We start from the raw sequence: 24,212 nt of genomic DNA, 5'->3' as shown, positions 1-24,212 counted from the left end.
GCCTTGCCTGAAAGGTCAGCGCGTCGGTACGGGCACCTCGCCCCGGTAGTCGTAGAAGCCGCGGCCGGACTTGCGGCCGAGCCAACCGGCCTCGACATATTTTACCAGCAGCGGACAGGGGCGATACTTTGAATCCGCCAGGCCGTCATGCAGCACCTGCATGATCGACAGGCAGGTGTCGAGACCGATGAAGTCGGCGAGCTGCAACGGGCCTATCGGATGATTGGCGCCGAGCTTCATGGCCGTGTCGATGGCATCGACGGTGCCGACGCCTTCATAGAGCGTGTAGATCGCCTCGTTGATCATCGGCAGCAGGATGCGGTTGACGATGAAGGCCGGAAAATCTTCGGCGACGGTGACGGTCTTGTCGAGATGCGCGACGAATTCCTTTGCCGCCTTGAAGGTCTCTTCCTCCGTGGCGATACCGCGTACGAGCTCCACCAGCTTCATCACCGGGACCGGGTTCATGAAGTGGATGCCCATGAACCGTTCGGGACGATCGGTCGCGGAGGCGAGCCGGGTGATGGACAGGGACGACGTGTTGGTCGCCAGGATAGCATCCGGCCTCATGACCGGGCAGACCTGCCCGTAGATCTTGCGCTTGACGGTTTCGTCTTCGGTGACCGCCTCGATGACGAGATCGGCCTGCGCGAGGTCGTTGATGTCGCCTGAGCCCTTGATCAGGGAAAGCGCCCGCTTGCGGTCCTCGTCGCTCATCTTGCCGGAGGAGACCTGCCGGGCCAGATTGCCGTTGATGGTGGCAAGTCCCGCCTCGATGCGGTCCGCAGCGATATCGTAGAGCTGAACCTTATATCCGGCGGCTGCCGAAACATGGGCAATGCCGCAGCCCATCTGTCCTGCGCCGATAATTCCCACCGTCTTGATCATTGAAGCGAACACCCATGTTCAACAGGTTGCGGCAATGACGCTGCCGCAGATGCAAAAATACCGGACCGGCAGGGCCGGCCCGGTATGATTGTTAATGCCATGCCGGCACTTTTTCCAGCTTTTTCGTGCCGGTAGCCGGTGCGTCAAAGCGCCTTTTCGAGTTCCGGCAGGACTTCGAAGAGATCGGCGACGAGGCCGTAGTCGGCGACCTGGAAGATCGGCGCTTCCTCGTCCTTGTTGATGGCGACGATCACCTTCGAATCCTTCATGCCGGCGAGGTGCTGGATCGCACCGGAAATGCCGCAGGCGATGTAGAGGTCCGGGGCGACCACCTTGCCGGTCTGGCCGACCTGCCAGTCGTTCGGCGCATAGCCGGCATCGACGGCGGCGCGGGAGGCGCCGACGGCGGCGCCTAGCTTGTCGGCAACCGGCAGGATGACTTCCTTGAACTTCTCCGAGGAGCCGAGCGCCCGACCGCCGGAGATGATGATCTTCGCCGAGGTCAGTTCCGGCCGGTCGGACGAAGACAGGGCATCGGAAACATGGGCGGAAAGGCCCGGATTCGCCGCGGCCGCAACCGTCTCGACCGGTGCCGAGCCGCCTTCTTGAGCGGCGGCAAAGGAGGCGGTGCGCACGGTGATCACCTTCTTCGGCTCGCTCGTCTGCACCGTCTGGATGGCGTTGCCGGCATAGATCGGCCGCCGGTACGTGTCAGCCGAGACGACCTCGATGATCTCCGAAACCTGGGCGACGTCGAGAAGGGCTGCGACCCGCGGCATGACGTTCTTGCCGACCGAGGTGGCGGCGGCAACGACGGTGTCGTAATTGCCGGCGAGCGAAACAATCAGGGCCGCCAGCGGCTCGGCGAGGTTGTTGGCGAGCGAGGCGTCCTCGGCGACCAGCACCTTGGCAACGCCCGAGAGCTTGGAGGCTTGTTCGGCGATGCCTTTGACGTTCTGACCGGCAACCAGCACATGCACGTCGCCGCCGATCTTCGCTGCCGCCGTCAGTGCCTTCGCCGTCTGGTCGGAAAGGTGGCTGTTGTCGTGGTCAGCCAGAAGCAGAATGGCCATGATGATATCTCCCTTTCCTGAACTTAAAGCACGCCGGCTTCGGTCTTGAGCTTCTCGACGAGCTCGGCGACCGTCTTCACCTTGACGCCGGCCTTGCGGCCGGACGGCTCTTCCGTCTTCAAGACTTTCAGCCGCGGGCTGGTGTCGACGCCGAAGTCGGCCGGGGTCTTCTTGTCGAGCGGCTTCTTCTTCGCCTTCATGATGTTCGGCAGCGAGGCATAGCGCGGTTCGTTGAGCCTGAGATCGGTGGTGACCACCGCCGGCAGCTTCAGTTCGACCGTCTGCAGGCCGCCGTCGACCTCGCGGGTGACGTTGACCTTGCCGTCGCCGATCTCGACCTTGGAGGCAAAGGTGCCCTGGGCCCAGCCGAGCAATGCCGACAGCATCTGGCCGGTCTGGTTGGAATCGTCGTCGATCGCCTGCTTGCCGACGATGATCAGCCCCGGCTGTTCGGCCTCGGCCACGCCCTTGACGATCTTGGCGACGGCGAGCGGCTCGACCTGGTCCTCCGTCTCGACCAGGATCGCCCGGTCGGCGCCCATGGCGAGCGCGGTCCTGAGCGTCTCTTCCGCCTTGGCCGGGCCGATCGACACGACCACCACTTCACTCGCCTTGCCGGCTTCCTTCAGCCGCAGCGCCTCTTCGACCGAGATCTCGTCGAACGGGTTCATCGACATCTTCACATTGGCAAGCTCGACGCCCGATCCATCCGCTTTGACCCGGATCTTGACGTTGTAGTCGACCACCCGTTTCACCGTCACAAGTATTTTCATGGATTCTTTCCCTCCAAGAACGTTCGCAGGAAAATGCGCCTTAACAAGGCGGCCTGATTGTCGGTTGGCGACATCGATACGCGTTTTTGCTCCATAGACAAGCCGTTCTTGACGCTAAATCGCGATGAACCAACGCCAATTCGATATGACCGCGCTTATTCGTACCTACGTTTACGTACAGGTAAAAAAATCCGCTGGCAAGCAGAGCCGCAAGGCCGGCTTCTCTCGGGCATCGCCGCCAACGAAGCGCGTGCAATCCATTGAAAACTTGACGTTAATTTCTCGACCTTGCCTTGAGTTCAAGTCGGTCGGCCCCAATGCGGAGCGGGCTTGGAAGCTCCGGCGGCCACAGGCGATGTCTCATCAGGCGTTCTCTCCCGGTGCTCGACGGCGCGTGGAGTGACGATTGTGCGATCGAACAGCGGCACACCGGGGCGTCGCAAAAGGACCACGAGCACAAGGCCCGCTACGATCCCGCCGACATGCGCGCTCCAGGAAACGCCGCCGCCGGGATCGGCCAGGAACATGAAAAACTGCTGGCCGATCCAGAAGGCGAGCGGAATGGCGGCGGGGAGCGGCAGGGGGATGCGGAAAAGCACGAGCACCCAGACCCGCACCTTCGGGTGCAGGAGGAAATAGGCGGCCACGACGCCGGATATGGCGCCGGAGGCGCCGATCAGCGGCGCCTCCGAGGCCGGATCGAGGAGCCCATGGGCCAGCGCTCCGGCGGCCGCGCACAGAAGATAGAACACGAGAAAACGGAAATGCCCGAGCGCGTCCTCGACATTGTCGCCGAAGACCCAGAGGAAAAGCATGTTCATGGCGAGATGCATGAAATCGCCATGCAGAAAGGAGTAGGTGACGAAGGTGAATTCGTCCGGAACGATCACCAGCGAGGGATCGAGGTCGGCATAATCGAAGATGATCGCGGGGATATAGCCTAGCCCGAGGATCGCAGCATTGGCGAAATCCTCGGTTGCGACGGGCCCGATAGCGAGCCAGGCAACGAAATCGATGACGATCAGCGTGATCGTCACATACTGCATCCTTATGTGCTTCAGCTCGTTCCTGTCATGCAGCGGTATGAACATGTGATCCCCGAGACGACACGCGCCGAAACAAAAATACGTTATCTGTTGTTGCCGGGGGCCCAAAGGACGTCGGCGCGCCCCTTGTCATTTGCCCAGCGGGCCGCGACGAACAGGAAATCCGAAAGGCGGTTGACATAGGCAATCGCCTCCGTGCTGACGGCCTCGCCTTCCATCGATGCGAGTGCGACCATTTGCCTTTCGGCGCGCCGCGCCACGGTACGCGCCACATGGAGGGCGGCCGAAGCGGCGCTGCCGGCCGGCAGGACGAAGGAGCGCAGCGGTTCGAGGTCGGCATTCAGCCGGTCGATCTCCCGTTCGAGGCGCTCGACCTGGGCAGCGACGATGCGAAGCGGCTCGTATTCGGGCTTCTCGCCCGTGTCCGGTGTGGCGAGATCGGCGCCGAGATCGAAGAGATCGTTCTGGACGCGCATGAGCATCGCGTCCAGATCCGGGATCGCATCCGTGTGCTGGCGGGCGAGGCCCACAAAGGCATTCGCCTCGTCTATCGCGCCGTAGGCCTCGACCCTGAGATCACTTTTCAGGCGCCGCGGGCCGGAGACGAGGCCGGTCGTGCCGTTGTCGCCGGTCCGGGTGTAGATCTTGTTCAATTTTACCATGATGCTGTCGCTTTACCTCAGCTCGGGCGGCCGCCGCCGGTCACCCAGAGCGTCAGCATGATCAGCACGATGGCGACGGCCTGGAACAGCACGCGGGCCTGCATGAGTTTGTTGGAGGTGTTGCCGCTGCCGCCCTTGGCCATGTTGAGCAGGCCGCGGATCAGCACGATCGCTACCAGGCCCATGACGAGCAGGGTCAGACCGGTAAGGAAGCTGTTCATGGCGTAAATCCTTGTGGGTTCGGTCAGCCGAGGCGACCGATGATGCGATAGAACAGTGCCGCCGGCAGGAGCTTTTTGAGAAGCGCTCCCTGCCTGGCCGGCCTTGTCACTATATAATGCGGCCTCGGACGGCGTGCCGTCAAAGCGTGTTTCAGTGCAGCGTAAACGGCGTCGGGGCCGAGCTTGCCGGGTGCCGGTTTGCTCTCGCCGCGCAGGCGCCGCATCTGCCGCTCGTATTCCGCACGATGGACGGAATTCTCAAGATCGATGAACCGCTCGATATAGGCGATCGCATTGGTCGTGAATTTCGAGGCGATCGGACCGGGCTCGATCAGGCTCACGCCGATGCCGCTGCCGGCGAGCTCCATCCTCAATGTGAGCGAGAGCGCCTCGAGCGCGAACTTCGAGGCATTGTAGGCACCGCGCCAGCGATAGGGCACGAGGCCGAGAATGGAGGAGCACTGGACGATGCGGCCATGCCCGCGGGCGCGCATCGCCGGGATGACGCGCCGCGTCAGGTCGTGCCAGCCGATGACGTTGGTTTCGAGCTGGAGCCGCAAGGCCTCCGTCGGCAGGTCCTCCACCGCGCCGGCCTGGCCGTAGGCGCCATTGTTGAAAAGCGCATCGATCCGTCCGCCGCTCAGCGCCATCACGGCTTCCACCAGCGCGGCAATCGTCTCCGGCCGGGTATAGTCCATGATGAAGGTCTCGATGCCTTCGGCCTCCAGCGGTGCCTGATCCTCCGGCCGGCGCACGGTCGCGAAGACCCGCCAGCCGTCCCGCTGCAGCGCCCGGGCGCAATAGGCCCCGATGCCTGAGGAGCAACCGGTGACGATGATGGTGGGGCGATCCGGCATCCACGCGATTCCTGTAGAAATCCAAGCCCCATTTCCCATATTCATCGTTGGGATACAATTGAATTGCAAAGGCGATGGCTGGGACCCGAACGTGACGTCAAGGCCGGTCGCAGGTGCCGCGCCGGCTGGTCCTCATCAGGAGCGGGATTGGTGAAAGAGTGGGAGACGGAATGCCGGCATTCGTTCGCATCATCTGGAAGGTCGTGTTCGATGCGCTCTGGCATTTCAGCGAGGACGATGGCTGGGCGATGGCCAGTCACGTAGCGCTTTCTTCCCTGATGGCCGTCTTTCCCTTTCTGATCTTCGGCACCGCGCTCGCCAGTTTCCTGGGCGCCGATCAGTTCGCGCAGACGGCAGTCCATCTGATCTTCGACACCTGGCCGGAATCGATCGCCAAGCCGGTCGCCGACGAAGTCGTGCGCGTATTGACCATCCCGCGCGGCAGCCTGCTTACGATCTCCGTTCTTGCTGCAGCCTATTTCGCCTCGAACGGTGTCGAAGCATTGAGGATCGCGCTCAATCGCGCCTACAGGGTTGCCGAAAGCCGCTACTGGTATGTGACGCGGCTCGCGAGCCTCGGCTTCGTGCTCGGCGCCGTGCTCATTCTGGCCGCCCTCAGCATTCTTCTAGTCGCGGTGCCTCTGGCGGTCCGCAATGCGGATCAGTGGTTCCCCTGGCTGGATGCGCTGATGGCGGCGGTGGACGATTGGGGCTTGCCGCTGACGCTGACCATGCTGACGGCAGGCTTGCTCGTCGCCCATCTGTGGCTGCCGGCCGGCCACCGCAACGTCGTAGACGTGCTGCCCGGCATCTTCCTCACGCTCGTGCTGTGGTCGGTGGGCGCCTACGCCTTCGCCTCCTATATCGCGAATTTTTCCAACTACGTGACGACCTATGCCGGGCTCGCTTCCATCATGATCGTCCTGGTCTTCCTCTACATGCTTGGCGCGATCTTCATCATCGGTGCGGAAATCAACGCCGCCATCCTGAAATACAAGGTGAAGCTCATGGTCAGGCGCAGTTTTCAGGGAGGCCGAGGAGAGTAAGGACGCGGATTCCTCTCCTCATCGCTCGCCAAGAACCATCGCCCTGACATCCGCAGGCCTGTGCCCGGCGGCTCGGAAGGCGGCAATGCCCGTGTCGCTGTCGCTCTTCGACAGTTTCCGGCCGTCCGGTCCGAGCACGAGCCGATGATGGTGATAGACCGGCTGCGGCAGATCGAGGAGCCTCTGCAGCAGGCGATGCACCGATGTCGCGTGGTAAAGGTCGCGGCCGCGCACGACGTGGGTGATGCCCTGCAGGGCATCGTCGACCACGACCGAGAGATGATAGCTCGACGGCGCATCCGAACGCGACAGGATGACATCTCCCCAGGCGGCCGGATCGGCGACGATCGACGCGGCTTCGCCCGATTGGCTCAACCCCGTTTCCCGCCACGTGAGTGGCCCGCCCGCGCACCGCACGGCCTCTCCCATGTCGAGACGCCAGGCATAAGACCGGCCGCTCGCCAGGAGAGCCGCCTGCTCGTCCGGCGTGAAGCCGCGCTCGCGGCCGGGATAGAGCGGTGTTCCGTCCGGATCGCGCGGCCACGCTTGCCCCTTTGCCTCCGCCGCGGCCACCGCCGCCCTTATTTCACCGCGCGTCATCACGGCGGGATAGACGAGACCCATCGCTTTCAAGCGCTCGAGCGCAGCGGCATAGACGCCGAGATGTTCGGATTGGCGCCGCACCGGCTCTTCCCAATCGAGGCCGAGCCAGGCGAGGTCCCCGAAGATCGCGGCCTCGAATTCCGGCCGGCAGCGCGTCCGGTCGATATCCTCGATCCTCAACAGGAAACGGCCGCCCATGGCTGCCGCCATGTCGTGATTGAGGATCGCCGACAGGGCGTGGCCGAGATGCAGGAGACCGTTCGGACTCGGCGCGAAACGAAAAACCGGTTGTTCTGGTCGTGAAATCGGCATTCTTTTCCTTTGCCATGGAAGCGTTGTAAAGATCACCCGCTTTCTACAGGGCCGTGTGCGTGTCAGACGCAAGGGACGCTGTAGCACTTTGGTTTTGCTGCAAGTGTCCTTCAATCGGCGGCGATTCAAGGACACTTTCAGTGGGAGGATGCATGCGGATTATCCGGACACACGAGGATATAGAGGCCGGTCTTGCCGGTCTGGTGATGCTCGATGCCCGGCTCGAACACGTCATCGACAAGGCGGGGCCGGTACCCTTGAGGCGCACCAACCCCGGTTATCGCGGCCTCGCCAACATAATCGTCTCCCAGATGGTTTCGAAGGCGAGCGCGGCGGCGATCTGGAACCGGATGGAGGCGTCGCTCGGCGAGATCACCGCAGACGCGGTGCTTGCGCTCGACGACGACGATTGCCGACGCTTCGGTTTGTCCCGGGCCAAGGCCGATACGCTGAGAAGGGTCGCCGCTGCCGCGACCGCGGGCGAGATCGATCTCGACGCCATCTGCAACGCGGAAGCGGTTAAGGCAATTCACGAACTGACGGCGATCAAGGGTATCGGCCGCTGGACCGCCGAAGTCTATCTGCTCTTCTGCGCCGGCCATCCGGATGTGTTCCCGGCCGGCGATGTCGCCCTGCAGAATGCCGTCGGCCATGCGCTCGGGCTCGAACTGCGACCGACGGCAAGCGAGGTCGATTCGCTCGCGGGCGGCTGGTCGCCATGGCGCAGTGTCGCCGCGCGGCTATTTTGGGCCTATTATGCGCAGGAAATGCGCCGCGATGCGCTTCCCGTGACGCCCTGAAGAAAAAAGCGGATCCTTTACTCCCTTTTCTTTGTGGCTTCACAATCCTGTCGCAACGCGCCTAATATAGAAGAGGCAGATGCCGAATCGCTCAGGAGAATACGCTTGACGATTGCAGTCTCACCTCAGGCCCTGCCGGCGCTCGTGTTGAACGCCGACTATAGGCCGCTGAGTTATTATCCCTTGTCGCTCTGGTCCTGGCAGGACGCGATCAAGGCGGTCTTTCTCGACCGTGTGACAATCCTCGCCGAATACGAACACTCCGTCTCGTCGCCGAGTTTCTCGATGCGGCTGCCGAGCGTCGTCTGTCTCAAGAGCTATGTCCAGCCGTCACGCCACCCGGCCTTTACCCGGTTCAACGTTTTCCTGCGGGATAAATTCGAGTGCCAGTACTGCGGCTCACCGGACGACCTGACCTTCGACCACGTGGTCCCGCGTGCCCATGGCGGCCAGACCACCTGGGAAAACGTCGTCGCCGCCTGTTCTCCGTGCAATCTGCGCAAGGGCAGCAAGCTGCCGAAGCAGGCAGGCATGTTCCCGCATCAGAAGCCCTATCATCCGACGGTCCAGGATCTGCACAATAACGGCCGGCTTTTTCCGCCGAACCATCTGCACGACAGCTGGATGGACTATCTCTACTGGGATGTCGAGCTGCAGCCGTAAGGGCGTCGGTGCCGCTGCCGGTGCTGCGGGCTTACGCCTTCAAGGCACCACGCAAAGCGATCGCTGCAAGAACGAGGCTCGCGATAACGTTCCAGCCTGCGAAAGAAAGCCCGAGCACGCGCATTGCCGCGTCGCTGCAGGAAGGCGCGTGTTTGGCGTCGAGATCGCCGAGCAGGTCGCCGACGTCGGGAGAGATGCCCTGCGCCGTGGTGGCGCAAGTCGAGGGTCCTTCCCAGAAATGCCACTCCGCGCCGGCATGATAGACGCCGAGGCCGGCGCCGACCAGCATCAGGATGCCGACGGCGAGCAGCAGCGTGCGCGTGGTCCAGGCGGGCAGCTTCAGGACACTGGCGAGGATGGCGAGAACACCGAGCGGTATGCCGTAATAATAGGGATCGCGCTGGAGCAGGCAGAGCGCGCAGGGTATGTAGCCACCGATGTGCTCGAAGCCGAGCGCCCCACCGACGGTCGCCACCATGCCGATGGTGACGAGCACGGCGCAAAGAAACTGCCGGCGCTGAGCAAACGAAGCCTCGATCATGCACACCTCTCGCCGCGCGCAGAGCGGCGAACATGTCGCCCGGGCGCCCGTTAAATCGAATTCCGGCTTCTTAGGCAGGATTGCTCCCTCTGTAAATCGCCTCGTGCGTTCAACCGCTTGCACGCTTTTGTGATCGGCCGGAGCGGGGCGGAGAAGAACGGAAGCGGGTTTGTGCGCTTGCGGTTCCCCGGGGCGACCGCTGCCGTTCGTGCCGCATCGGACCAAATTCATGCGATCGACGAAAATCGCAAACTTCGCGGTTGACCGGCGCGAAAACGATCGTGTAAATCCCAAGCGCTGATATCACGCAAGCCTCTAGCCCCATTGGCGGAATTGGTAGACGCGCTCGACTCAAAATCGAGTTCCGAAAGGAGTGCTGGTTCGACTCCGGCATGGGGCACCATCCTGCTACCGCGACCTTTGCGCGTCTGTACGGAGAACGGCACAGACTTCGTGGAAGTGCTCTAACGGCGCTTGCCCTTGAGCGACAACACCAGCGTCATGGGATGGTTGGGTGAGCACTGGAAGCCGTAATGTTCGTAAAAGGCTTTCGCCTCGCCCGAGATGGCATGCACGAGCAAGCCCCGTATTCCCATGATGTCGGCCGCCTGCGAGGACCGCAGGACGGCATCTTGCAATAGCGCCGCGCCCAACCCTTTGCCCTGCCAGTCGCGGTCGATAGCAAGGCGACCGAGCACCGCCATCGGGATGGGATCCGGCATGTTGCGCCGGACAGAGCTCGGCGCGTCGGCCAGATCGAGGGCACCGGATGCAAGGCAGTAATAGCCGACCACGCGCCATTCTTCAGCGATAACATAGGTGCGCGACGCGCCACTGGCCTGATTAGCGTGCGCACGGCGGCGCAGCCAGTCATCGAGCGTGTCGTTGCCGCTCTGGAAAAGATCGAAGTCGTGGGCTTCACCAAGAGGCGTCGGCGCCGACAGCATCAGGACTGCCAGGGTTTCGGCGCATTCATCAGGCGTTCGAAGCCGTCGCCACTTGGCGGCTGGTCAAGAATGTCTAGGTAGTGCCGATAGCTGTGCTCATCGACCCGCACCAGCGTCTGATCGAGCAGCGTGTCTTCGGCCGCGCGGTAGGCTGCGTCGATCATAAAATCGGAGCGGGTCTTGCCGCGAATGCTCGCGGCGCGATCGATCACCTTGCGTATATCCTCTCGGATTCGCAGGTTGACGGGCTTCGCGTGGGTGTCAGTCGACGATTTCGTGGCCATGAAGGACTCCTTCCACGGCGCATGATAGCATATCCAGATACACAATGTGTATCCGCCCCGGCGAATTTTCGTGCGGGACGCTTCTGAAGCGCAGTGGAATCGTGATGAGGCCTGCGTCTGCTCCGCTTCCCCGTCGGCTGCCCCATTGAATTCGCCCGCCCGCAAATGTTAGCTGCGTTGCAGCAATCTCAGTGCAGCAGGCCCATGCTCCCGAAGATCGAAGACTACGACGAACTCTATCGCGAATTCCGCTGGCGGATCCCTGAGAGGTTCAATATCGGCGTGGCCGTGAGCGACGCCTGGGCCGCGCGTGATCCGGAGCGCATCTGTCTTCAGCATTTCAGCCCGGACGGCGCGCATCTTGCGCTGACCTATCGCGACTTCGCCGCGCGTTCGTCCGCCTTTGCCGGCGGGCTTGCCGCGCATGACGTGGGCTCCGGCGAACGCGTCGCCATCCTGCTGCCGCAGGGTTTCGAGGCGGCGATCGCCCATGCGGCGATCTATAAACTGGGCGCCATCGCGCTGCCGCTGGCACTGCTCTTCGGCGTCGAGGCGCTTGCCTATCGGCTGAAGGATGCGGGCGCGGCAGCAGTCGTCACCAATCGCTTCGGCTATGAGCGGCTTGCGGCGATCCGCGGCGAGCTGCCGGAACTTCGTCTGGTCGTGCTGGCCGAGGAGGACGAGAAGCCCGGAACGGTTCGTTTCCGCGACCTTGCGGCAGGGCAGGGCCGCTTCGACCCCGCGGAGACGAAGCCGGACGATCCGGCGCTGATGATCTACACCTCGGGAACGACCGGACCGCCGAAGGGGGCCTTGCACGGCCACCGCGTGCTGCTCGGCCATCTGCCGGGATTTCAGTTCCATCATCATTTCCTGCCACAGCCGGGCGACCGCATGTGGACGCCCGCCGACTGGGCCTGGGCAGGCGGTCTCCTGAACGCTCTGCTGCCGTCGCTTTTCTTCGGTGTGCCCGTGGTTTCCTCGCCCGCGCAGAAATTCGATGCGCATATGGCGTTCCGGATCATCGAAGAGATGGAGGTGCGCAACGCCTTCATCCCGCCGACGGCGCTCAGGCTCCTCAAATCCGTCGAGCGGCCGCGCGATCGCTACGCGCTCAAGCTCCGCACCGTCGGTTCGGCGGGAGAGGCGCTCGGGCGGGAGACCTTCGAATGGGCCAGGGCGGCGCTCGGCGTCGAGGTGAGCGAATTCTACGGCCAGACGGAATGCAATATCGTCATCTCCTCTGCGACCGATCTCGGCGTGGCGAAGGCCGGCTCGATGGGCAAGGCGGCACCGGGTCATCAGGTCGCGATCATCGACGGCGAGGGGCGGGTGCTGCCGCCCGGCACGGTCGGGCAGGTGGCGATCAGGCGTCCCGATCCGGTGATGTTCCTCGGCTATTGGCGCAACGAAGAGGCGACCGAGGCCAAGTTTATCGGCGACTGGATGACCACCGGCGACCAGGGCGTCATGGACGAAGAGGGCTATTTCACCTTTTTCGGCCGTGACGACGACGTCATCACGTCGTCAGGCTATCGCATCGGTCCGAGCGAGATCGAGGATTGTCTCGCCGGGCACCCGGACGTCCAGCTCGCCGCGGCCGTCGGCAAACCGGACCCGCTCCGGACCGAGATCGTCAAGGCCTATGTCGTGCTGAAACCCGGCGTCGCTGCCGGCGACGAGACCGCGGCAGGGATCCGCGACTGGGTGAAGAACAGGCTGTCGATGCATGAATATCCGCGCGAGATCGCTTTCGTCGACAGCCTGCCTTTGACCACCTCGGGCAAGGTGATCCGCCGGCTTCTGCGGGAGAAGGCGGCGGCAGAGGCGCGCGCCGCGTCCGGCGGCTGACGGCCGGCTGCAAGATCAGCGGCCTGCCAGCGCCCGGATCTTTTCACGCAGCAGCCGGGCCATGTTTCGGGTATTGCGATAAAGATGGAGCTGCGCGGCGACCTGGCGCACGTCGCGGTCGCGGTTCTGTGCCAGCCCGATCACGAGCGTGCCCATTTCCTCCCGCTCCTGCCACAGGCGGCTCATCACCGGATGATCGGGCACCGCGCAGGAGTCGGAGCGGATGATATTGGCATCGTCGAGATGCCACTCCGTGAGCTCCGCGACAAGCAGCTTGCCCGGGGAGTATTTTGCGTAGCGCTCGTCATAGGCGGTCTTCCAGGCAAAGGCTTCGCCGGCCATCAGCAGAACGATGACGGTCGCGATCGCCTTGCCGTCCAGGTCGAGCGTGTGAATGCGCACGCTGTCAGCCTCGGCGAGATTGTTTACCGCTTCCCTCGCGAAAGCGGCGCGGAACCGGTCCATGATCATGGCGCTGCGTTCGCGGCCTTTCCAGCCGGACGCTTCGAGGACCAGGAACTCCTCCATGCGCAGGCGGATCTCATCGGGTTGGCGCGCGACATTGTAAACCAGCGCCCCCTGCTTCGCGAGATTGTTCCACTGCCGCTTCAGCTCCCTCAGGTGCTGGGAGCTCACGGCCTCGCGCAAATAGGTGGGGCCGTCCAGCAGGCTTTCGAGCATCGGCCGGCTGAATGTATCGGTCACCGTCAGCGGCAGGTTTTCGCCGATCGCAACGGCACGGGCAAGCTGCGCAAATTTGCCGTTCAACCTGATATCCGGAAGCACGAGCACCGGCGGCAGGCCGGCGGAAGGTGCGGCCAGCGCTTGATAAAGATTGCTGATCGTTTCGGCCGCGTCCTCCGCATCGAGGAGAGGCGTGCCGAGCGGCCCGAAGGGATTGGACCAGGCGCGAATAATGGTCGCGCCGATCGAAAAACCCGGCTTTTCTATCGAGAACGGCATCAGAAAGCGGAGGCGGCTTCTCTGCTCGCTTTGGTCGCGGATGACCGCAAGCCGGATCACCCGGTCCTCGAGGCGCGGCATGGCGGGCGCGAGAAAGCGCCCGGTAAAGAAGACGTTCTGCTCGATGGCGCGATTGGAGAGAAAGTCGAGCTCCCGCTGCAGGTCGTATCCGGCTCTCGCCGGATAGACCGCGAGGTGCCGTCCGGGCCTTCCGACCATCAATGTCCGTTCGGACTGCAACGTATCGGGTCCGGATTGCGCGAGGCCGCCAAGCAGGCGGTTGGCGCTGCCGTTCACGTCTGCGGGAAGGACATTGCCGATCATGGCTCAAATCGCCTCGTTCTTGTTGTTCATGCGCCCCGCGCCGGCAACGGCCCGCAGGGGAAAGCCGAAAGTGCGCCTGACGGCGAAATGCAGGATGGCTGCCTCCACGAACATCGCGCCGGCAGTGGCGGCAGCTGCGCCCGTCAGGCCGAAGACCGGGATGAGTGTCACGTTCAAGGCGATGTTGGCTCCGAGCGCAGCCGCATAGAGCAGGACGCAGAGCTTTTGCCGCCCCGCCATCGTGAGCAGCGTTTCGGCCGGCCCGACAAATGCCTTGGCGAGAATTCCCGTCAGCAGGATCGCCATCAAGGGGGCGCCGGTGGTGAAGGCCGGGCCAAACAGCGAAAGCAGCATGTTGCCGGCTGCGAGTACGCAGCCGCCGATCACCAGGGACGGCCAGAAGGACCAGCGCGCGCTTTCGACAGCGATTTCCGCCAGCTGCCGGCGGTCGCCTGCGGCCATTGCCGCGGAGAAACGCGGACCTGCCGCTGCCTTGACGGCGAACATGACGAAATGGACGAGTGCCATGGTCTTGGCCGCCGCAAAATAAACCGCCACATCGTCGGGTTTCAGATAGAGGCCCACGATGACGACGTCGGAATTGGTGAGCAGGAACCCGAAACCGTCGACCAGAAAAATGGGAAGGGAGACGCTGAGCCACCGCCCGAGCTCGATCTTCATCGGTCCGCGCACGTAATGGCGGCCGAGCCGCCATGCCATCGTCACGAATTGTCCGAGCGTGGTGACATAGGCCGCCGCCAGCGCAGCGCCCATGGCTGTCGTCGCGTCGCGCGGAAGCCCGGCGGCGATCGCGATGACCATGAAACCGAGAATCAGCAGCGGCCGCACGAGATAGGTCGGGCTCATCGCGACGATGGGCCAGCTATGCGCCCGCGCGGTGCCGTCCAGTACATCGCCGAGCGCGATCATCGGCAAGGTGAACAGGCCGAGATAGAGGGGAATCACATAGTAGCTTTCGATGGCGGAGCCGAAGAGCCAGAGGCCGGCTCCGCCGACGGCGGCGAGCACGGTCGCGGAAAGCATCGCAAAGACGCGCGCCGTCGTGGTCAGGCCGCGGATATTCGCAAGCGCGGCGGTCGTATGGTATTCCGGCAGAAAGCGGATCACGGTCGCATGGAAGCCGAGGCAGGACAGGTTTCCGAAGAGGACGACCAGCACCCAAACGAAAATGAAGATGCCGTATTCGAACTCGCCGACGAGGCGCGCAAGGACGATTTGCGAGACGAAGGCGATGGCTGCGCTGACGATGCGGATCAGAAAGGCGATGAGCGCCACGCGCTGTGCACGGTTCCTGGGATCGTCCCCCGCAAGAAGCGGCGCGAGGCCGTGCAGGAGACGAGGCAGGCGATATCTCAGCGCCGACGGCAGCATTCGTCCGGCCGATTGACATACCGCCATGAACACGAGGACACCCTGACATTACGCAATACTGGGCTTCACTTCTGTCAGATCAGCGTTAACAAAGGGTTCAGCACCCTCGCTTGAGAGCGGGGAAGCCGGGCTCTTGCCCGACTTCCTCTTCAATCATGCCTGCGCATGCCTTCTGGAATGCAACTGCCGGCGCGCGATCAGCACGACAACGGCCATAATCGAGGCATAGACGACAAGCGGCCACGCGCTGTCGCCGGGCAGTCCGATCACGAGCAGTGTCCCCGCCGTCCCGACGATGAGGCTTTGGACGCAGAAATAGACTGCGACCGCCGAACCCGCCATGTCTCCAAAATCCTCGAGAGCGCCGTTTGCGGTCACCGATACGGTGAAGACGATGCCGACCGCCATCACCCACATCGGCATGACGAAGGTCCAGGACGAAGGGACGCCGAACGTTTCCCCGGCAATCAGGAGCGCTGCCCCGAGAAGCAACATGCACATGCCCCGCAGGAGGCTGCCCGAAGTTCCCCATCGGGAGACGAACCGCTCGGCAAAGCGCGCCGTGATGATCATCACGATTGCTACAGTTGCAAAGGCGAGGCTGAACTGCAGCTCCGAATATCCTGCCTTGTCGATCAGCACGCGCGGCGAGGTGGAAAAGAACACGAAGAACGTGCCCATGGCGGCGCTGAAGCCGAGGGTATAGGTCCAGAAGGCGAGGCTGCGGAAAAGGGGGCCGAATGCGTGCCGCGACAGCGCTGCCGCCGAAGGGCGGGATTCATGCCAGCGAGGCAGTGCCTGCAGCAGCGCGATTATGGCTAATGCACCCAGCGTAACGAAGATCGAGCGCCATCCGAACCTCTCCGCCAGCATGGCACCGGCTATCGGCCCCAGAGCGGGAACGAATGCCAGAATGGAACTGAACAGGCTGTAGATGACCACGCTTTCCGGGCGGTCGGCATATACATCCCGGATCGTTGCAAAGGCGGCCACCAGGGCCGCAGATGCGCCAACCGCCTGCAGGAAGCGGAAGACGACGAAGGGGATGGCGCTGGAGGAAGCCGCGAGGCAGAACGATGCCGCGGCGAACAGCATCGCTCCGCCGATCAGGACTGGCCGTCGCCCGATGCGGTCGGAGACGGGCCCGAAGACGATCTGGCCGAGGCCGAGCATCACCATATAGAGGCTCAGCGTGAGCTGAACCACGGCGGGGCTGGTGCCGAGAATACCGGGCATCGCAGGAACGATCGGGAGATAAATATCCATGGCCAGAGAGGCGAGGATATCGAAGGGCGCCATCAGCAGCAGCGCTGCCGGCAGCGAATAGCGCCAGACATGGTTTTTTGTAGGCATGGAAAGACATCCGCTCAAATGAGGAACATTCGGCGGCGGTCTGCCTGCGGCACGGGGGGTCGGCTCGACAGACGCCGCAACAACAAGGAAAAGCGTTGTTGCGGCTTACTTGTCCGACGACTTTTGAGCTCCCATGCTACGGCTCCATGCACATCTTGAGGCGAAGTTGCCTGCCATGTCAGTGGCAGGCCGACAATCGTCCGCGCGCCCGACGGGACGCGCAGCGCCGTGCGGTCAGGCTTCGTAAATGCCGTGGCAATGCTTGTATTTCTTGCCCGAGCCGCAGGGGCAGGCTTCGTTGCGTGCGACCTTACCCCAGGTGGAAGGGTCGGCCGGATCGCGGTTCGCAGGGGCGACCGCCAGCAGCGTCTCGCCGGCCTGCGCGAAGTCGTCCTCGCCTGTCAGGGGATCGATATGATGCGCCTGCATCGGCGGCAGCGGCTGCGGTTCCTCCGGCGCCTCGCGGACCAGTTCGACCCGCATCAGCTGCGCCGTGACCGCCTGGCGCAGATTGCCGAGGAGGGCCTGGAAGAGCTCGAAAGCCTCGGACTTGTATTCCTGCAGCGGATCGCGCTGGGCGTAGCCGCGGAAGCCGATGACCGACCGCAGGTGGTCGAGGTTGACGATATGCTCGCGCCAGAGATGGTCGAGCGTCTGGAGAACGACCGAGCGCTCGACATATTGCATGATTTCGGGGCCGAAACGCTCTGCGCGCTCGGCAGCCGCCTTGTCCACCGCGGCAGTGATGCGCTCGCGGATATCGTCCTCGGCGATGCCTTCTTCGGCGACCCATTCGGCGATTGGCAGGTCGAGATTGAAATACTGCTGGACGTCGGCCTTCAGCCCCTCGGCATCCCATTTTTCGGCATAGGCCCGCTCCGGGATGCGCTTGGCGACGATTTCCTCGATCACTTCGTTGCGCATGTCGGTCACCGTATCGGTGACGCTCTCCGCGTCCATCAGTTCGATGCGCTGCTCGAAGATGACCTTGCGCTGGTCGTTGAGCACATCGTCGTACTTGAGGAGATTCTTGCGGATGTCGAAGTTGCGCGCCTCGACCTTCTTCTGGGCGCGTTCGAGCGCCTTGTTGATCCAGGGATGGACGATCGCCTCGCCTTCCTTCAGGCCGAGCTTCTGCAGCATTCCGTCCATGCGGTCGGAGCCGAAGATGCGCATCAGATCGTCCTGAAGCGACAGGTAGAACTTCGAGCGGCCCGGGTCGCCTTGGCGGCCCGAGCGGCCACGCAGCTGGTTGTCGATGCGGCGGCTTTCGTGCCGTTCGGTGGCAAGGACGTAGAGCCCGCCGGCGGCGAGCGCCTTTTCCTTGAGTTTCTGGACCTCTTCGCGGATCGCCTTTTCGCGCGCCTCGCGCTCCGGCCCGGGCTCGACATCGGCCAGCTCCTGCTGGATCCGCATGTCGGGGTTGCCGCCGAGCTGGATGTCGGTGCCGCGGCCGGCCATGTTAGTGGCGATCGTGACCGCGCCGGGGACACCGGCCTGCGCGACGATATAGGCTTCCTGTTCGTGATAGCGGGCGTTCAGCACCTGGAACTTGGAGAAGCCGCTCTTCTTCAGCATATCGGCGAGAAGTTCTGACTTCTCGATGGAGGTGGTGCCGACGAGCATCGGCTGGCCGCGCTCATGTGCGGATTTGATCTCGTCGATGATCGCCTTGAATTTTTCGCCGACGGTGCGATAGACCTCGTCGTCCTCGTCGATGCGCTTGATCGGCAGGTTGGTCGGCACCTCGAGAACTTCGAGGCCGTAGATGTTGCCGAATTCCTCCGCTTCCGTCGCTGCCGTACCGGTCATGCCCGCAAGTTTGTCGTACATGCGGAAATAGTTCTGGAAGGTGATCGAGGCGAGCGTCTGGTTCTCGGGCTGGATCTGCACCTTTTCCTTGGCTTCGAGCGCCTGGTGCTGGCCTTCGGAATAGCGGCGGCCGGGCATCATGCGTCCCGTAAACTCGTCGATGATGACGATCTCGCCGTTGCGTACGATATAGTCCTTGTCGCGGGTGAAGAGTTTGTGGGCCTTCAAGGCGTTGTTGACGTGGTGAACGATCGCCACGTTCTCGATGTCGTAGAGCGATTCGCCCTTCAACAGGCCGGCCTCGCGCAGCATGTTCTCGAGCTTCTCGGTGCCTTCTTCCGAGAAGTTGGCCGAGCGCTGCTTCTCGTCGATTTCATAGTCTTCCGGCGACAGGAGCGGAATGAATTCGTTGATGGTGTTGTAGAGATCGGAGCGGTCGTCGAGCGGGCCGGAGATGATGAGCGGCGTGCGCGCCTCGTCCACCAGGATCGAGTCGACTTCGTCGACGATGGCGAAGAAGTGGCCGCGCTGGACCATCTGCCCGCGCTCGTACTTCATGTTGTCGCGGAGATAGTCGAAGCCGAGCTCGTTGTTCGTCGCATAGGTAACGTCGCAGGCATAGGCGTCGCGGCGTTGCTCGTCGGAAAGACCGTGGACGATGACGCCGGTGGTCATGCCCAGGAAGCCGTAGATGCGGCCCATCATGCCGGCGTCGCGCTGGGCGAGATAGTCGTTGACGGTGACGACATGCACGCCCTTGCCGGCGAGCGCATTGAGATAGACGGGAAGGGTTGCGACGAGCGTCTTGCCTTCACCGGTCTTCATTTCCGCGATGGCGCGCTCGTGCAGGATCATGCCGCCGATCAGCTGGACGTCGAAAGGGCGCAGCCCGAGGACGCGAAGCGCAGCCTCGCGAACGACCGCAAAGGCCGGCACGAGAATATCGTCCAGGGTCTTGCCATCGGCGAGCTCACGGCGAAATTCCGCCGTCTTCGCCGCCAAGGCCTCGTCGCTCAGCGCCTTCATTTCCGCTTCGAGAGCATTGATGGCGTCCACCCGTCCCTTGTAGCCGCGGACGCGGCGATCGTTGGCGGAACCAAACAACTTGCGGGCAAAGCCGCCGAGACTGACCATGCAAATGGTCCTTTCCTTATTTGTCGCCTGGGGTTTCAGGCGCGCGGTCGAAAAACCGCGTCACGCCGCGAAACGCCCGGAAACTGTTCTGGACGCGAGGTTGCGTGACAGATAAGAGGGGGGTCGGATTATGTCAACGCACTTGCACGGCCGGACGGCTACAGAACCGCCACATTCTGGTTGTTGTGCAGCCCCTCGGGGCCGGAGGCAATCGCGCTGGCGGCCAATGGTGAAAGGTTAGAAACATGTCTAGATACAAGACCCTTGCGGCCGCGGCACTGGTCGCGATGATGGCGGCGGGTGTCGCCCGCGCCGAAGGGACCGATCCGGTCATCGCGAAAGTCGGCGACCAGGAAATCCGCCAGTCGGAACTTGATCTCGCAATCACGAGCCTCGATCCGCAGCTCCAGCGGATGCCCGACGAACAGAAGCGCGCGGCAGCACTTTCGGCCGTCATCGACGTCAAGCTTCTTTTGAAGCACGCCGAGAAGGAAGGACTTCAGAACGACGAGGCGTTCAAGCAGCGCGTCGCCTTCCTGACCGAACGCGAATTGCACAACGCCTTCTTCAAGAAGCACGTGGTCGATGCCGTAACTTCGGAAGAAGTGAAGGCGCGCTACGACAAGGAAGTCGCAGCGATTCCGCCGCAGGAAGAGGTCAAGGCCCGCCATATCCTCGTCAAGACCGAAGACGAGGCGAAGGACGTCATCAAGGAACTCGACGCGGGCAAGAACTTCGCCGATCTTGCGAAGGCCAAGTCCACCGACCCGAACAAGGAAGAGGGCGGCGATCTCGGCTACTTCACCAAGGGCCGCATGGTACCTGAATTCGAGACGGCCGCCTTCGCGCTCGAAAAGGGCGCCTATACGAAGACGCCGGTCAAGACGCAGTTCGGCTTCCATGTGATCCTCATCGAGGACAAGCGTCCCCAGGCTCCGCCGACGCTCGAACAGGTCGAGCCGCAGGTTCGCCAGCTCGTCATGCGTGACAAGTACCTCGAGCTTCTGAATTCCGCGAAGGAGAGCACTGCGGTCGAAATCTCCGATCCGGCGCTCAAGAAGGCCTATGACGAGGCCGGCAAGCCGCAGGAAACCAAGTAATTACGGCCGGGCGGCCCCTTCGTGAGGCGCGCCCCGAGCGGAGGCTGAGGTCGCTCGCATCTGCTCCGCTCTGCCTTCAAAGATCCGGATGCCCGACGGCTGAATGCCGTTCGGGCATTTCGCACAACATCCGAGGCTTCTGAAAAGCAGGTTCAATCCCATGTCCGGTTCCGTCTCTCCGCTTGCTCCGAAAACCTTTGCCGAAATGCCGGCCCTTCGCGGCGTACGCATGGCGACCGCTGCCGCAGGGATCAAGTATAAGAACCGGACCGACGTGCTGATGATGCTCTTCGACCGGCCGGCATCCGTGGCCGGCGTGTTCACGCGGTCGAAGTGCCCCTCCGCTCCGGTCGATCATTGCCGGCAGAACCTGCCGGGCGGCATTGCGCGCGCCGTCGTCGTCAACTCGGGCAATGCCAACGCGTTCACCGGCAAGAAGGGCAGGGAGGCGACCAGGCTCACGGCCGAGGCCGCGGCAAAGGCCGTCGGTTGCAGCGAGGCGGAGGTCTTCCTGGCGTCGACGGGCGTCATCGGCGAGCCGCTCGACGCCACCAAGTTCGCCGGTGTTCTCGATGAGCTCGCCGCGTCCGCCACCCAGGACTTCTGGTTCGAAGCGGCCAAAGCGATCATGACGACCGATACCTATCCGAAGGTTGCCACCCGCAGCGCCGAGATCGGCGGTGTCAAGGTCGCGATCAACGGGATCGCCAAGGGCGCCGGGATGATCGCGCCCGACATGGCGACCATGCTCTCCTTCGTCGTCACCGATGCGGACATTGCCCCGGCGGCGCTTCAGGCACTGCTTCAGGCAGGCGTCGAACCCACCTTCAATTCGGTGACGGTCGACAGCGACACGTCCACCTCCGACACGCTGATGCTGTTTGCGACCGGTGCGGCGGCAGGCGATGGCCAGGCGAAGGTCGAGGACGCGGCCGACCCGCGTCTCGACGGGTTCCGCGCCGCGCTCGACGATCTGCTGCGTGATCTGGCGTTGCAGGTCGTGCGCGACGGCGAGGGCGCGCGCAAGATGGTCGAGGTGACGGTCGAGGGCGCGGAAAACGATGCCGCCGCCAAACGTATCGCACTTTCGATAGCCAATTCGCCGCTCGTCAAAACGGCGGTTGCGGGCGAGGACGCCAATTGGGGGCGCGTCGTCATGGCCGTCGGCAAGTCGGGAGAGATGGCCGAGCGCGACCGGCTGGCGATCTGGTTCGGCGATATCCGCGTCGCAGTCGAGGGCGAGCGCGATCCGGCCTATTCGGAAGCGGCCGCGACTGCGGTCATGCAGGGCGAGACCATTCCGATCCGCGTCGATATCGGTCTGGGTTCGGGCCGCGCCACGGTCTATACCTGCGACCTGACCAAGGAATATGTCGAAATCAACGGCGATTACAGAAGCTGATACGGTCGAGGAGTTGAGAGAGCGGGTTGCGGCCGGAAAGCCGCGCGCTCTTTCCGGCCCCGCAGCATTCAAGGCTATGGACATGACATCGAACGGCAGAGAGCCGCCCGGCGACGGGGCGGGGAACGGGGAAACGGTCGCGGTCGACCTACCGAGCGTGCGGCGGCTGGAAGCAGTGGGTTTTCGCGCCTGGCCGGCCTCGTCGGTGCAATATGATGGCAGCTGGCTTATCCGTCTGACGGCGGGGCACCCTTCCAAGCGCCTGAATTCCGTCAACCCGCTCGATCCGTCCGACTATCGCGACATAGCCATCCGGTTGGAGAAGGCGCGCAGGCTTTTTGCCGAATCGGGCCGCTCGCTCACGGTTCGCCAGACGCCGCTGACGCCGCCGAAGATGATCGACCATATGGATGGCGAGGGCTGGACGTCGTTCGCGCACAGCCTGGTTCTGGCGCTCGACCTGGCGGAGCGCGATTTCAGCGAAGGCATCGACCATCTGCCGATCAAGGATGTCGGCCGTTTCGTGGATGCCCGCATCCTGATCGGCAGGGATCCTCCGGAAGCCAAGCAGGCGCTGACCGGGATCATCAACGCCATCAAGCCCGAATGCGGCCTGTTCCTGTTCGAGGACCGAAAGATCGGGCCGACGGCGGTGTCGCTCGTCGTGCACGACAATGATCTTGCCGGCATCATGCAGTTCGCGGTTGCCGAAGCGGTTCGCCGGCGAGGGGTCGGCAGTGCTCTCCTCGACGCCTCGCTCCGTTGGGCACGTCTCAAGGGCGCGAAGAAGGCCTGGTTGCAGGTGGAGGCCGACAACGGGGCTGCGATCGAGCTTTATCGCAAGGCCGGTTTCACCGAGGTCTACCGCTATCTCTATCGAACGCCGAAGGTTTGACAGACATGCAGGGTAAGAAGATCGTGCTCGTTGCCGCCTGCGCGCTCGTCGATGCCGATGGACGCGTTCTGCTGGCGCAACGCCCGGAAGGCAAGCCTCTCGCGGGCCTGTGGGAGTTCCCGGGCGGCAAGGTCGAGAGCGGCGAGACCCCGGAGGAGACGTTAATCCGCGAGCTCGAAGAGGAGCTCGGCATCCGCACCAAAGTCGCCTGCCTCGCGCCGCTGACATTCGCGAGCCACGGCTACGACGACTTTCACCTCCTGATGCCGCTTTACATCTGCCGTCGCTACGAGGGGTTTGCCGAAGGCCGCGAAGGCCAGGCTATCAAGTGGGTGCGCCCGAAGGCGTTGCGCGACTACGCCATGCCGCCCGCCGACGAGCCGCTGATCCCGTTCCTGATGGATTTGCTTTAGAAGCACTTCCAGGAAAAGCGTGTAACGTTTTTCCGTGCGGAAGGGCTGTTTCAATGAATCAGTGAAACGCCCTGACAGAGCCGTGAAGAACTTCGCCCTGGGCGCGCAATCCCGCTAAATTCGATAATTCGTTAATCGAACGTTTATCACCCTCGGGCAAGATGGGGTCAGTTCCGGCGCGCGTCACCTCGACGGCGCCGTTTTCGGGCAGTTGTGGTCAGGACGAGGCTTTGGGAAGGGTGCTTCGCCCGCCGCTCTTTACGTGTTTCATGAGGCTGGGATGGTGGACGAGGATTTCTGGAGGACGGTTCAGGACAAGGATCTGGTGACGAGCCAGTCCCGCCGGACAGGCGTGCTCAATCTGTCGCTGCTGTTCGGCACGGCGGTCATTGCGCTGACGCTCATCCTTACGCCGATGCTGTCGTCCAAAAGCGACAAGCGAATGCTTGCGAACACGCCGATCGACTATGACAACATCTCGACGGGCTCCATACCCTCGGGCGGTACGGCCAAGCGCTACACCGTTCGGCGCAGCGTGCTTCAGGAGATGCCGGGTGCCGTCTGCATCATCGATGCCGATGGCAGCAGGAGTGGATGCTGAGCGCAGCGGAGCGCCGAAAGGCGACGCTGAGCTTCAATCTTTTGAAACTACGCACTTCCTGAGCGGCTGGAGGACCAATGGAGACGCTGAGACGCCTGCTTCGAGACCAAGACGGCGCTACGGCGGTGGAATACGGACTCCTGGCCGCGCTGATCTCGGTCGGCGTTCTCATCGGCCTGCAGAATTTCTCCGGCGCACTGCTCGGCATGCTGACCTTCGTCACCAACACGATCGAGGCAGCCTGGATCTAAGAGCC

The 24,212-nt window shown here is 63.1% G+C and carries 26 protein-coding genes and 1 tRNA gene; 12 read left to right on the top strand and 15 right to left on the bottom strand.

From position 1 onward, the window contains the following. Positions 1-15 precede the first annotated feature (15 nt). The 3 genes from PZL22_RS14720 to PZL22_RS14710 form a co-directional block, all read right to left on the bottom strand. Entirely contained in the window at positions 16-888 is an 873-nt protein-coding gene (locus PZL22_RS14720; protein WP_284718700.1) for a 3-hydroxybutyryl-CoA dehydrogenase, read from the bottom strand. Positions 889-1,031: 143 nt separating this feature from the next. Next, positions 1,032-1,961 carry an electron transfer flavoprotein subunit alpha/FixB family protein gene (locus PZL22_RS14715; RefSeq protein WP_028010989.1) on the bottom strand — a complete coding sequence of 310 codons (930 nt, stop codon included), beginning with the start codon at positions 1,959-1,961 and terminating at the stop codon, positions 1,032-1,034. A 23-nt stretch (positions 1,962-1,984) separates the two neighbouring features. Then, the gene (locus tag PZL22_RS14710) at positions 1,985-2,734 is read right to left on the bottom strand and encodes an electron transfer flavoprotein subunit beta/FixA family protein (RefSeq protein WP_010970096.1); all 750 of its coding nucleotides are present in this window, start codon (positions 2,732-2,734) and stop codon (positions 1,985-1,987) included. A 57-nt stretch (positions 2,735-2,791) separates the two neighbouring features. Here PZL22_RS14710 and PZL22_RS14705 point away from each other — a divergent pair, with 57 nt between their 5' ends. After that, positions 2,792-2,998 carry a hypothetical protein gene (locus PZL22_RS14705; RefSeq protein ID WP_127517538.1) on the top strand — a complete coding sequence of 69 codons (207 nt, stop codon included), beginning with the start codon at positions 2,792-2,794 and terminating at the stop codon, positions 2,996-2,998. A gap of 35 nt (positions 2,999-3,033) precedes the next feature. Here the strand turns inward: PZL22_RS14705 and PZL22_RS14700 are convergent, their stop codons facing one another. Genes PZL22_RS14700 through PZL22_RS14685 form a run of 4 tightly spaced genes read right to left on the bottom strand, consistent with a single transcriptional unit; the run spans position 3,034 to position 5,520 of the window. Beyond that, positions 3,034-3,825, bottom strand: a complete 792-nt coding sequence (locus tag PZL22_RS14700) for a rhomboid family intramembrane serine protease (protein WP_003533474.1) — start codon at positions 3,823-3,825, stop codon at positions 3,034-3,036. A 38-nt stretch (positions 3,826-3,863) separates the two neighbouring features. Further along, entirely contained in the window at positions 3,864-4,442 is a 579-nt protein-coding gene (locus PZL22_RS14695; protein ID WP_003533476.1) for a cob(I)yrinic acid a,c-diamide adenosyltransferase, read from the bottom strand. Between the two features lie 17 nt (positions 4,443-4,459). Next, a complete protein-coding gene (locus tag PZL22_RS14690) occupies positions 4,460-4,663 on the bottom strand; it encodes a twin transmembrane helix small protein (protein WP_003533478.1) in 204 nt (67 codons plus the stop codon). 23 nt (positions 4,664-4,686) lie between these two features. Beyond that, positions 4,687-5,520 carry an SDR family oxidoreductase gene (locus tag PZL22_RS14685; protein WP_003533481.1) on the bottom strand — a complete coding sequence of 278 codons (834 nt, stop codon included), beginning with the start codon at positions 5,518-5,520 and terminating at the stop codon, positions 4,687-4,689. A 170-nt stretch (positions 5,521-5,690) separates the two neighbouring features. Between PZL22_RS14685 and PZL22_RS14680 the strand changes: the two genes are divergently transcribed. Next, positions 5,691-6,566: a YihY/virulence factor BrkB family protein gene (locus PZL22_RS14680; protein ID WP_010970093.1), complete on the top strand. Its 876-nt coding sequence runs from the start codon at positions 5,691-5,693 to the stop codon at positions 6,564-6,566. Between the two features lie 18 nt (positions 6,567-6,584). Here the strand turns inward: PZL22_RS14680 and gluQRS are convergent, their stop codons facing one another. After that, positions 6,585-7,481: a tRNA glutamyl-Q(34) synthetase GluQRS gene (gene gluQRS, locus PZL22_RS14675; protein WP_003533484.1), complete on the bottom strand. Its 897-nt coding sequence runs from the start codon at positions 7,479-7,481 to the stop codon at positions 6,585-6,587. Between the two features lie 152 nt (positions 7,482-7,633). On the opposite strand from gluQRS, the gene PZL22_RS14670 reads away from it, so the two are divergent. After that, positions 7,634-8,281, top strand: coding sequence for a DNA-3-methyladenine glycosylase family protein (locus PZL22_RS14670; RefSeq protein WP_003533485.1), 648 nt, complete (start codon positions 7,634-7,636; stop codon positions 8,279-8,281). 105 nt (positions 8,282-8,386) lie between these two features. Beyond that, entirely contained in the window at positions 8,387-8,944 is a 558-nt protein-coding gene (locus PZL22_RS14665; RefSeq protein WP_003533486.1) for an HNH endonuclease, read from the top strand. A gap of 31 nt (positions 8,945-8,975) precedes the next feature. Here PZL22_RS14665 and PZL22_RS14660 read toward each other — a convergent pair whose 3' ends face one another. Beyond that, on the bottom strand, positions 8,976-9,485 hold the full coding sequence (locus PZL22_RS14660) for a disulfide bond formation protein B (protein ID WP_003533487.1): 510 nt from the start codon (positions 9,483-9,485) through the stop codon (positions 8,976-8,978). Between the two features lie 318 nt (positions 9,486-9,803). On the opposite strand from PZL22_RS14660, the gene PZL22_RS14655 reads away from it, so the two are divergent. Then, positions 9,804-9,888: transfer RNA gene (locus tag PZL22_RS14655), tRNA-Leu, on the top strand. 61 nt (positions 9,889-9,949) lie between these two features. On the opposite strand, the gene PZL22_RS14650 is transcribed toward PZL22_RS14655, so the two are convergent. Beyond that, the gene (locus tag PZL22_RS14650; protein ID WP_003533488.1) at positions 9,950-10,432 is read right to left on the bottom strand and encodes a GNAT family N-acetyltransferase; all 483 of its coding nucleotides are present in this window, start codon (positions 10,430-10,432) and stop codon (positions 9,950-9,952) included. After that, a complete protein-coding gene (locus PZL22_RS14645) occupies positions 10,432-10,716 on the bottom strand; it encodes a type II toxin-antitoxin system TacA family antitoxin (RefSeq protein ID WP_003533490.1) in 285 nt (94 codons plus the stop codon). Before PZL22_RS14645 ends, PZL22_RS14650 begins: the two co-directional genes overlap by 1 nt. A gap of 204 nt (positions 10,717-10,920) precedes the next feature. Between PZL22_RS14645 and PZL22_RS14640 the strand changes: the two genes are divergently transcribed. Next, complete coding sequence (locus PZL22_RS14640; protein ID WP_003533493.1) at positions 10,921-12,567, top strand: AMP-binding protein; 1,647 nt, start codon at positions 10,921-10,923, stop codon at positions 12,565-12,567. 15 nt (positions 12,568-12,582) lie between these two features. Here the strand turns inward: PZL22_RS14640 and PZL22_RS14635 are convergent, their stop codons facing one another. From PZL22_RS14635 to secA, 4 genes are all read right to left on the bottom strand, one after another. Next, positions 12,583-13,854 carry a GNAT family N-acetyltransferase gene (locus tag PZL22_RS14635; RefSeq protein WP_003533495.1) on the bottom strand — a complete coding sequence of 424 codons (1,272 nt, stop codon included), beginning with the start codon at positions 13,852-13,854 and terminating at the stop codon, positions 12,583-12,585. 3 nt (positions 13,855-13,857) lie between these two features. Continuing rightward, complete coding sequence (locus PZL22_RS14630; RefSeq protein ID WP_003533497.1) at positions 13,858-15,246, bottom strand: lipopolysaccharide biosynthesis protein; 1,389 nt, start codon at positions 15,244-15,246, stop codon at positions 13,858-13,860. A gap of 153 nt (positions 15,247-15,399) precedes the next feature. After that, a complete protein-coding gene (cml, locus tag PZL22_RS14625; protein WP_003533498.1) occupies positions 15,400-16,599 on the bottom strand; it encodes a CmlA/FloR family chloramphenicol efflux MFS transporter in 1,200 nt (399 codons plus the stop codon). 234 nt (positions 16,600-16,833) lie between these two features. Further along, positions 16,834-19,545, bottom strand: a complete 2,712-nt coding sequence (secA, locus tag PZL22_RS14620) for a preprotein translocase subunit SecA (protein WP_003533499.1) — start codon at positions 19,543-19,545, stop codon at positions 16,834-16,836. Between the two features lie 245 nt (positions 19,546-19,790). Between secA and PZL22_RS14615 the strand changes: the two genes are divergently transcribed. The 6 genes from PZL22_RS14615 to PZL22_RS14590 all read left to right on the top strand — a co-directional run bounded on the left by PZL22_RS14615 (position 19,791) and on the right by PZL22_RS14590 (position 24,207). Continuing rightward, on the top strand, positions 19,791-20,645 hold the full coding sequence (locus tag PZL22_RS14615; protein WP_003533500.1) for a peptidylprolyl isomerase: 855 nt from the start codon (positions 19,791-19,793) through the stop codon (positions 20,643-20,645). Between the two features lie 160 nt (positions 20,646-20,805). Beyond that, positions 20,806-22,047 (top strand): bifunctional glutamate N-acetyltransferase/amino-acid acetyltransferase ArgJ, encoded by a 1,242-nt coding sequence (argJ, locus tag PZL22_RS14610; RefSeq protein ID WP_003533501.1) that lies wholly within the window; start codon positions 20,806-20,808, stop codon positions 22,045-22,047. A gap of 76 nt (positions 22,048-22,123) precedes the next feature. Further along, a complete protein-coding gene (locus tag PZL22_RS14605) occupies positions 22,124-22,942 on the top strand; it encodes a GNAT family N-acetyltransferase (RefSeq protein WP_003533502.1) in 819 nt (272 codons plus the stop codon). A gap of 5 nt (positions 22,943-22,947) precedes the next feature. Further along, positions 22,948-23,355, top strand: coding sequence for an 8-oxo-dGTP diphosphatase MutT (gene mutT, locus PZL22_RS14600; RefSeq protein WP_003533503.1), 408 nt, complete (start codon positions 22,948-22,950; stop codon positions 23,353-23,355). 280 nt (positions 23,356-23,635) lie between these two features. Then, entirely contained in the window at positions 23,636-23,956 is a 321-nt protein-coding gene (locus tag PZL22_RS14595; protein ID WP_003533504.1) for a hypothetical protein, read from the top strand. 77 nt (positions 23,957-24,033) lie between these two features. After that, the gene (locus tag PZL22_RS14590) at positions 24,034-24,207 is read left to right on the top strand and encodes a Flp family type IVb pilin (protein ID WP_003533505.1); all 174 of its coding nucleotides are present in this window, start codon (positions 24,034-24,036) and stop codon (positions 24,205-24,207) included. Positions 24,208-24,212 lie beyond the last annotated feature (5 nt).

Origin of the sequence: Ensifer meliloti (assembly GCF_030064585.1) — a bacterium.
In the GTDB taxonomy this organism is placed as follows: Bacteria; Pseudomonadota; Alphaproteobacteria; order Rhizobiales; family Rhizobiaceae; genus Sinorhizobium; species Sinorhizobium meliloti.
The sequence above is the reverse complement of the archived record's forward strand: the minus strand, read 5'-3'. Positions and strand labels throughout refer to the sequence as shown.

Coding starts and splice junctions, on each gene's coding strand:
- PZL22_RS14720 (WP_284718700.1), bottom strand. CDS start 888: ATGATCAAGACGGTGGGAATTATCGGCGCAGGACAGATGGGCTGCGGC.
- PZL22_RS14715 (WP_028010989.1), bottom strand. CDS start 1,961: ATGGCCATTCTGCTTCTGGCTGACCACGACAACAGCCACCTTTCCGAC.
- PZL22_RS14710 (WP_010970096.1), bottom strand. CDS start 2,734: ATGAAAATACTTGTGACGGTGAAACGGGTGGTCGACTACAACGTCAAG.
- PZL22_RS14700 (WP_003533474.1), bottom strand. CDS start 3,825: ATGTTCATACCGCTGCATGACAGGAACGAGCTGAAGCACATAAGGATG.
- PZL22_RS14695 (WP_003533476.1), bottom strand. CDS start 4,442: ATGGTAAAATTGAACAAGATCTACACCCGGACCGGCGACAACGGCACG.
- PZL22_RS14690 (WP_003533478.1), bottom strand. CDS start 4,663: ATGAACAGCTTCCTTACCGGTCTGACCCTGCTCGTCATGGGCCTGGTA.
- PZL22_RS14685 (WP_003533481.1), bottom strand. CDS start 5,520: ATGCCGGATCGCCCCACCATCATCGTCACCGGTTGCTCCTCAGGCATC.
- PZL22_RS14680 (WP_010970093.1), top strand. CDS start 5,691: ATGCCGGCATTCGTTCGCATCATCTGGAAGGTCGTGTTCGATGCGCTC.
- gluQRS (WP_003533484.1), bottom strand. CDS start 7,481: ATGCCGATTTCACGACCAGAACAACCGGTTTTTCGTTTCGCGCCGAGT.
- PZL22_RS14670 (WP_003533485.1), top strand. CDS start 7,634: ATGCGGATTATCCGGACACACGAGGATATAGAGGCCGGTCTTGCCGGT.
- PZL22_RS14660 (WP_003533487.1), bottom strand. CDS start 9,485: ATGATCGAGGCTTCGTTTGCTCAGCGCCGGCAGTTTCTTTGCGCCGTG.
- PZL22_RS14650 (WP_003533488.1), bottom strand. CDS start 10,432: ATGCTGTCGGCGCCGACGCCTCTTGGTGAAGCCCACGACTTCGATCTT.
- PZL22_RS14645 (WP_003533490.1), bottom strand. CDS start 10,716: ATGGCCACGAAATCGTCGACTGACACCCACGCGAAGCCCGTCAACCTG.
- PZL22_RS14640 (WP_003533493.1), top strand. CDS start 10,921: ATGCTCCCGAAGATCGAAGACTACGACGAACTCTATCGCGAATTCCGC.
- PZL22_RS14635 (WP_003533495.1), bottom strand. CDS start 13,854: ATGATCGGCAATGTCCTTCCCGCAGACGTGAACGGCAGCGCCAACCGC.
- PZL22_RS14630 (WP_003533497.1), bottom strand. CDS start 15,246: ATGCTGCCGTCGGCGCTGAGATATCGCCTGCCTCGTCTCCTGCACGGC.
- cml (WP_003533498.1), bottom strand. CDS start 16,599: ATGCCTACAAAAAACCATGTCTGGCGCTATTCGCTGCCGGCAGCGCTG.
- secA (WP_003533499.1), bottom strand. CDS start 19,545: ATGGTCAGTCTCGGCGGCTTTGCCCGCAAGTTGTTTGGTTCCGCCAAC.
- PZL22_RS14615 (WP_003533500.1), top strand. CDS start 19,791: ATGTCTAGATACAAGACCCTTGCGGCCGCGGCACTGGTCGCGATGATG.
- argJ (WP_003533501.1), top strand. CDS start 20,806: ATGTCCGGTTCCGTCTCTCCGCTTGCTCCGAAAACCTTTGCCGAAATG.
- PZL22_RS14605 (WP_003533502.1), top strand. CDS start 22,124: ATGGACATGACATCGAACGGCAGAGAGCCGCCCGGCGACGGGGCGGGG.
- mutT (WP_003533503.1), top strand. CDS start 22,948: ATGCAGGGTAAGAAGATCGTGCTCGTTGCCGCCTGCGCGCTCGTCGAT.
- PZL22_RS14595 (WP_003533504.1), top strand. CDS start 23,636: ATGGTGGACGAGGATTTCTGGAGGACGGTTCAGGACAAGGATCTGGTG.
- PZL22_RS14590 (WP_003533505.1), top strand. CDS start 24,034: ATGGAGACGCTGAGACGCCTGCTTCGAGACCAAGACGGCGCTACGGCG.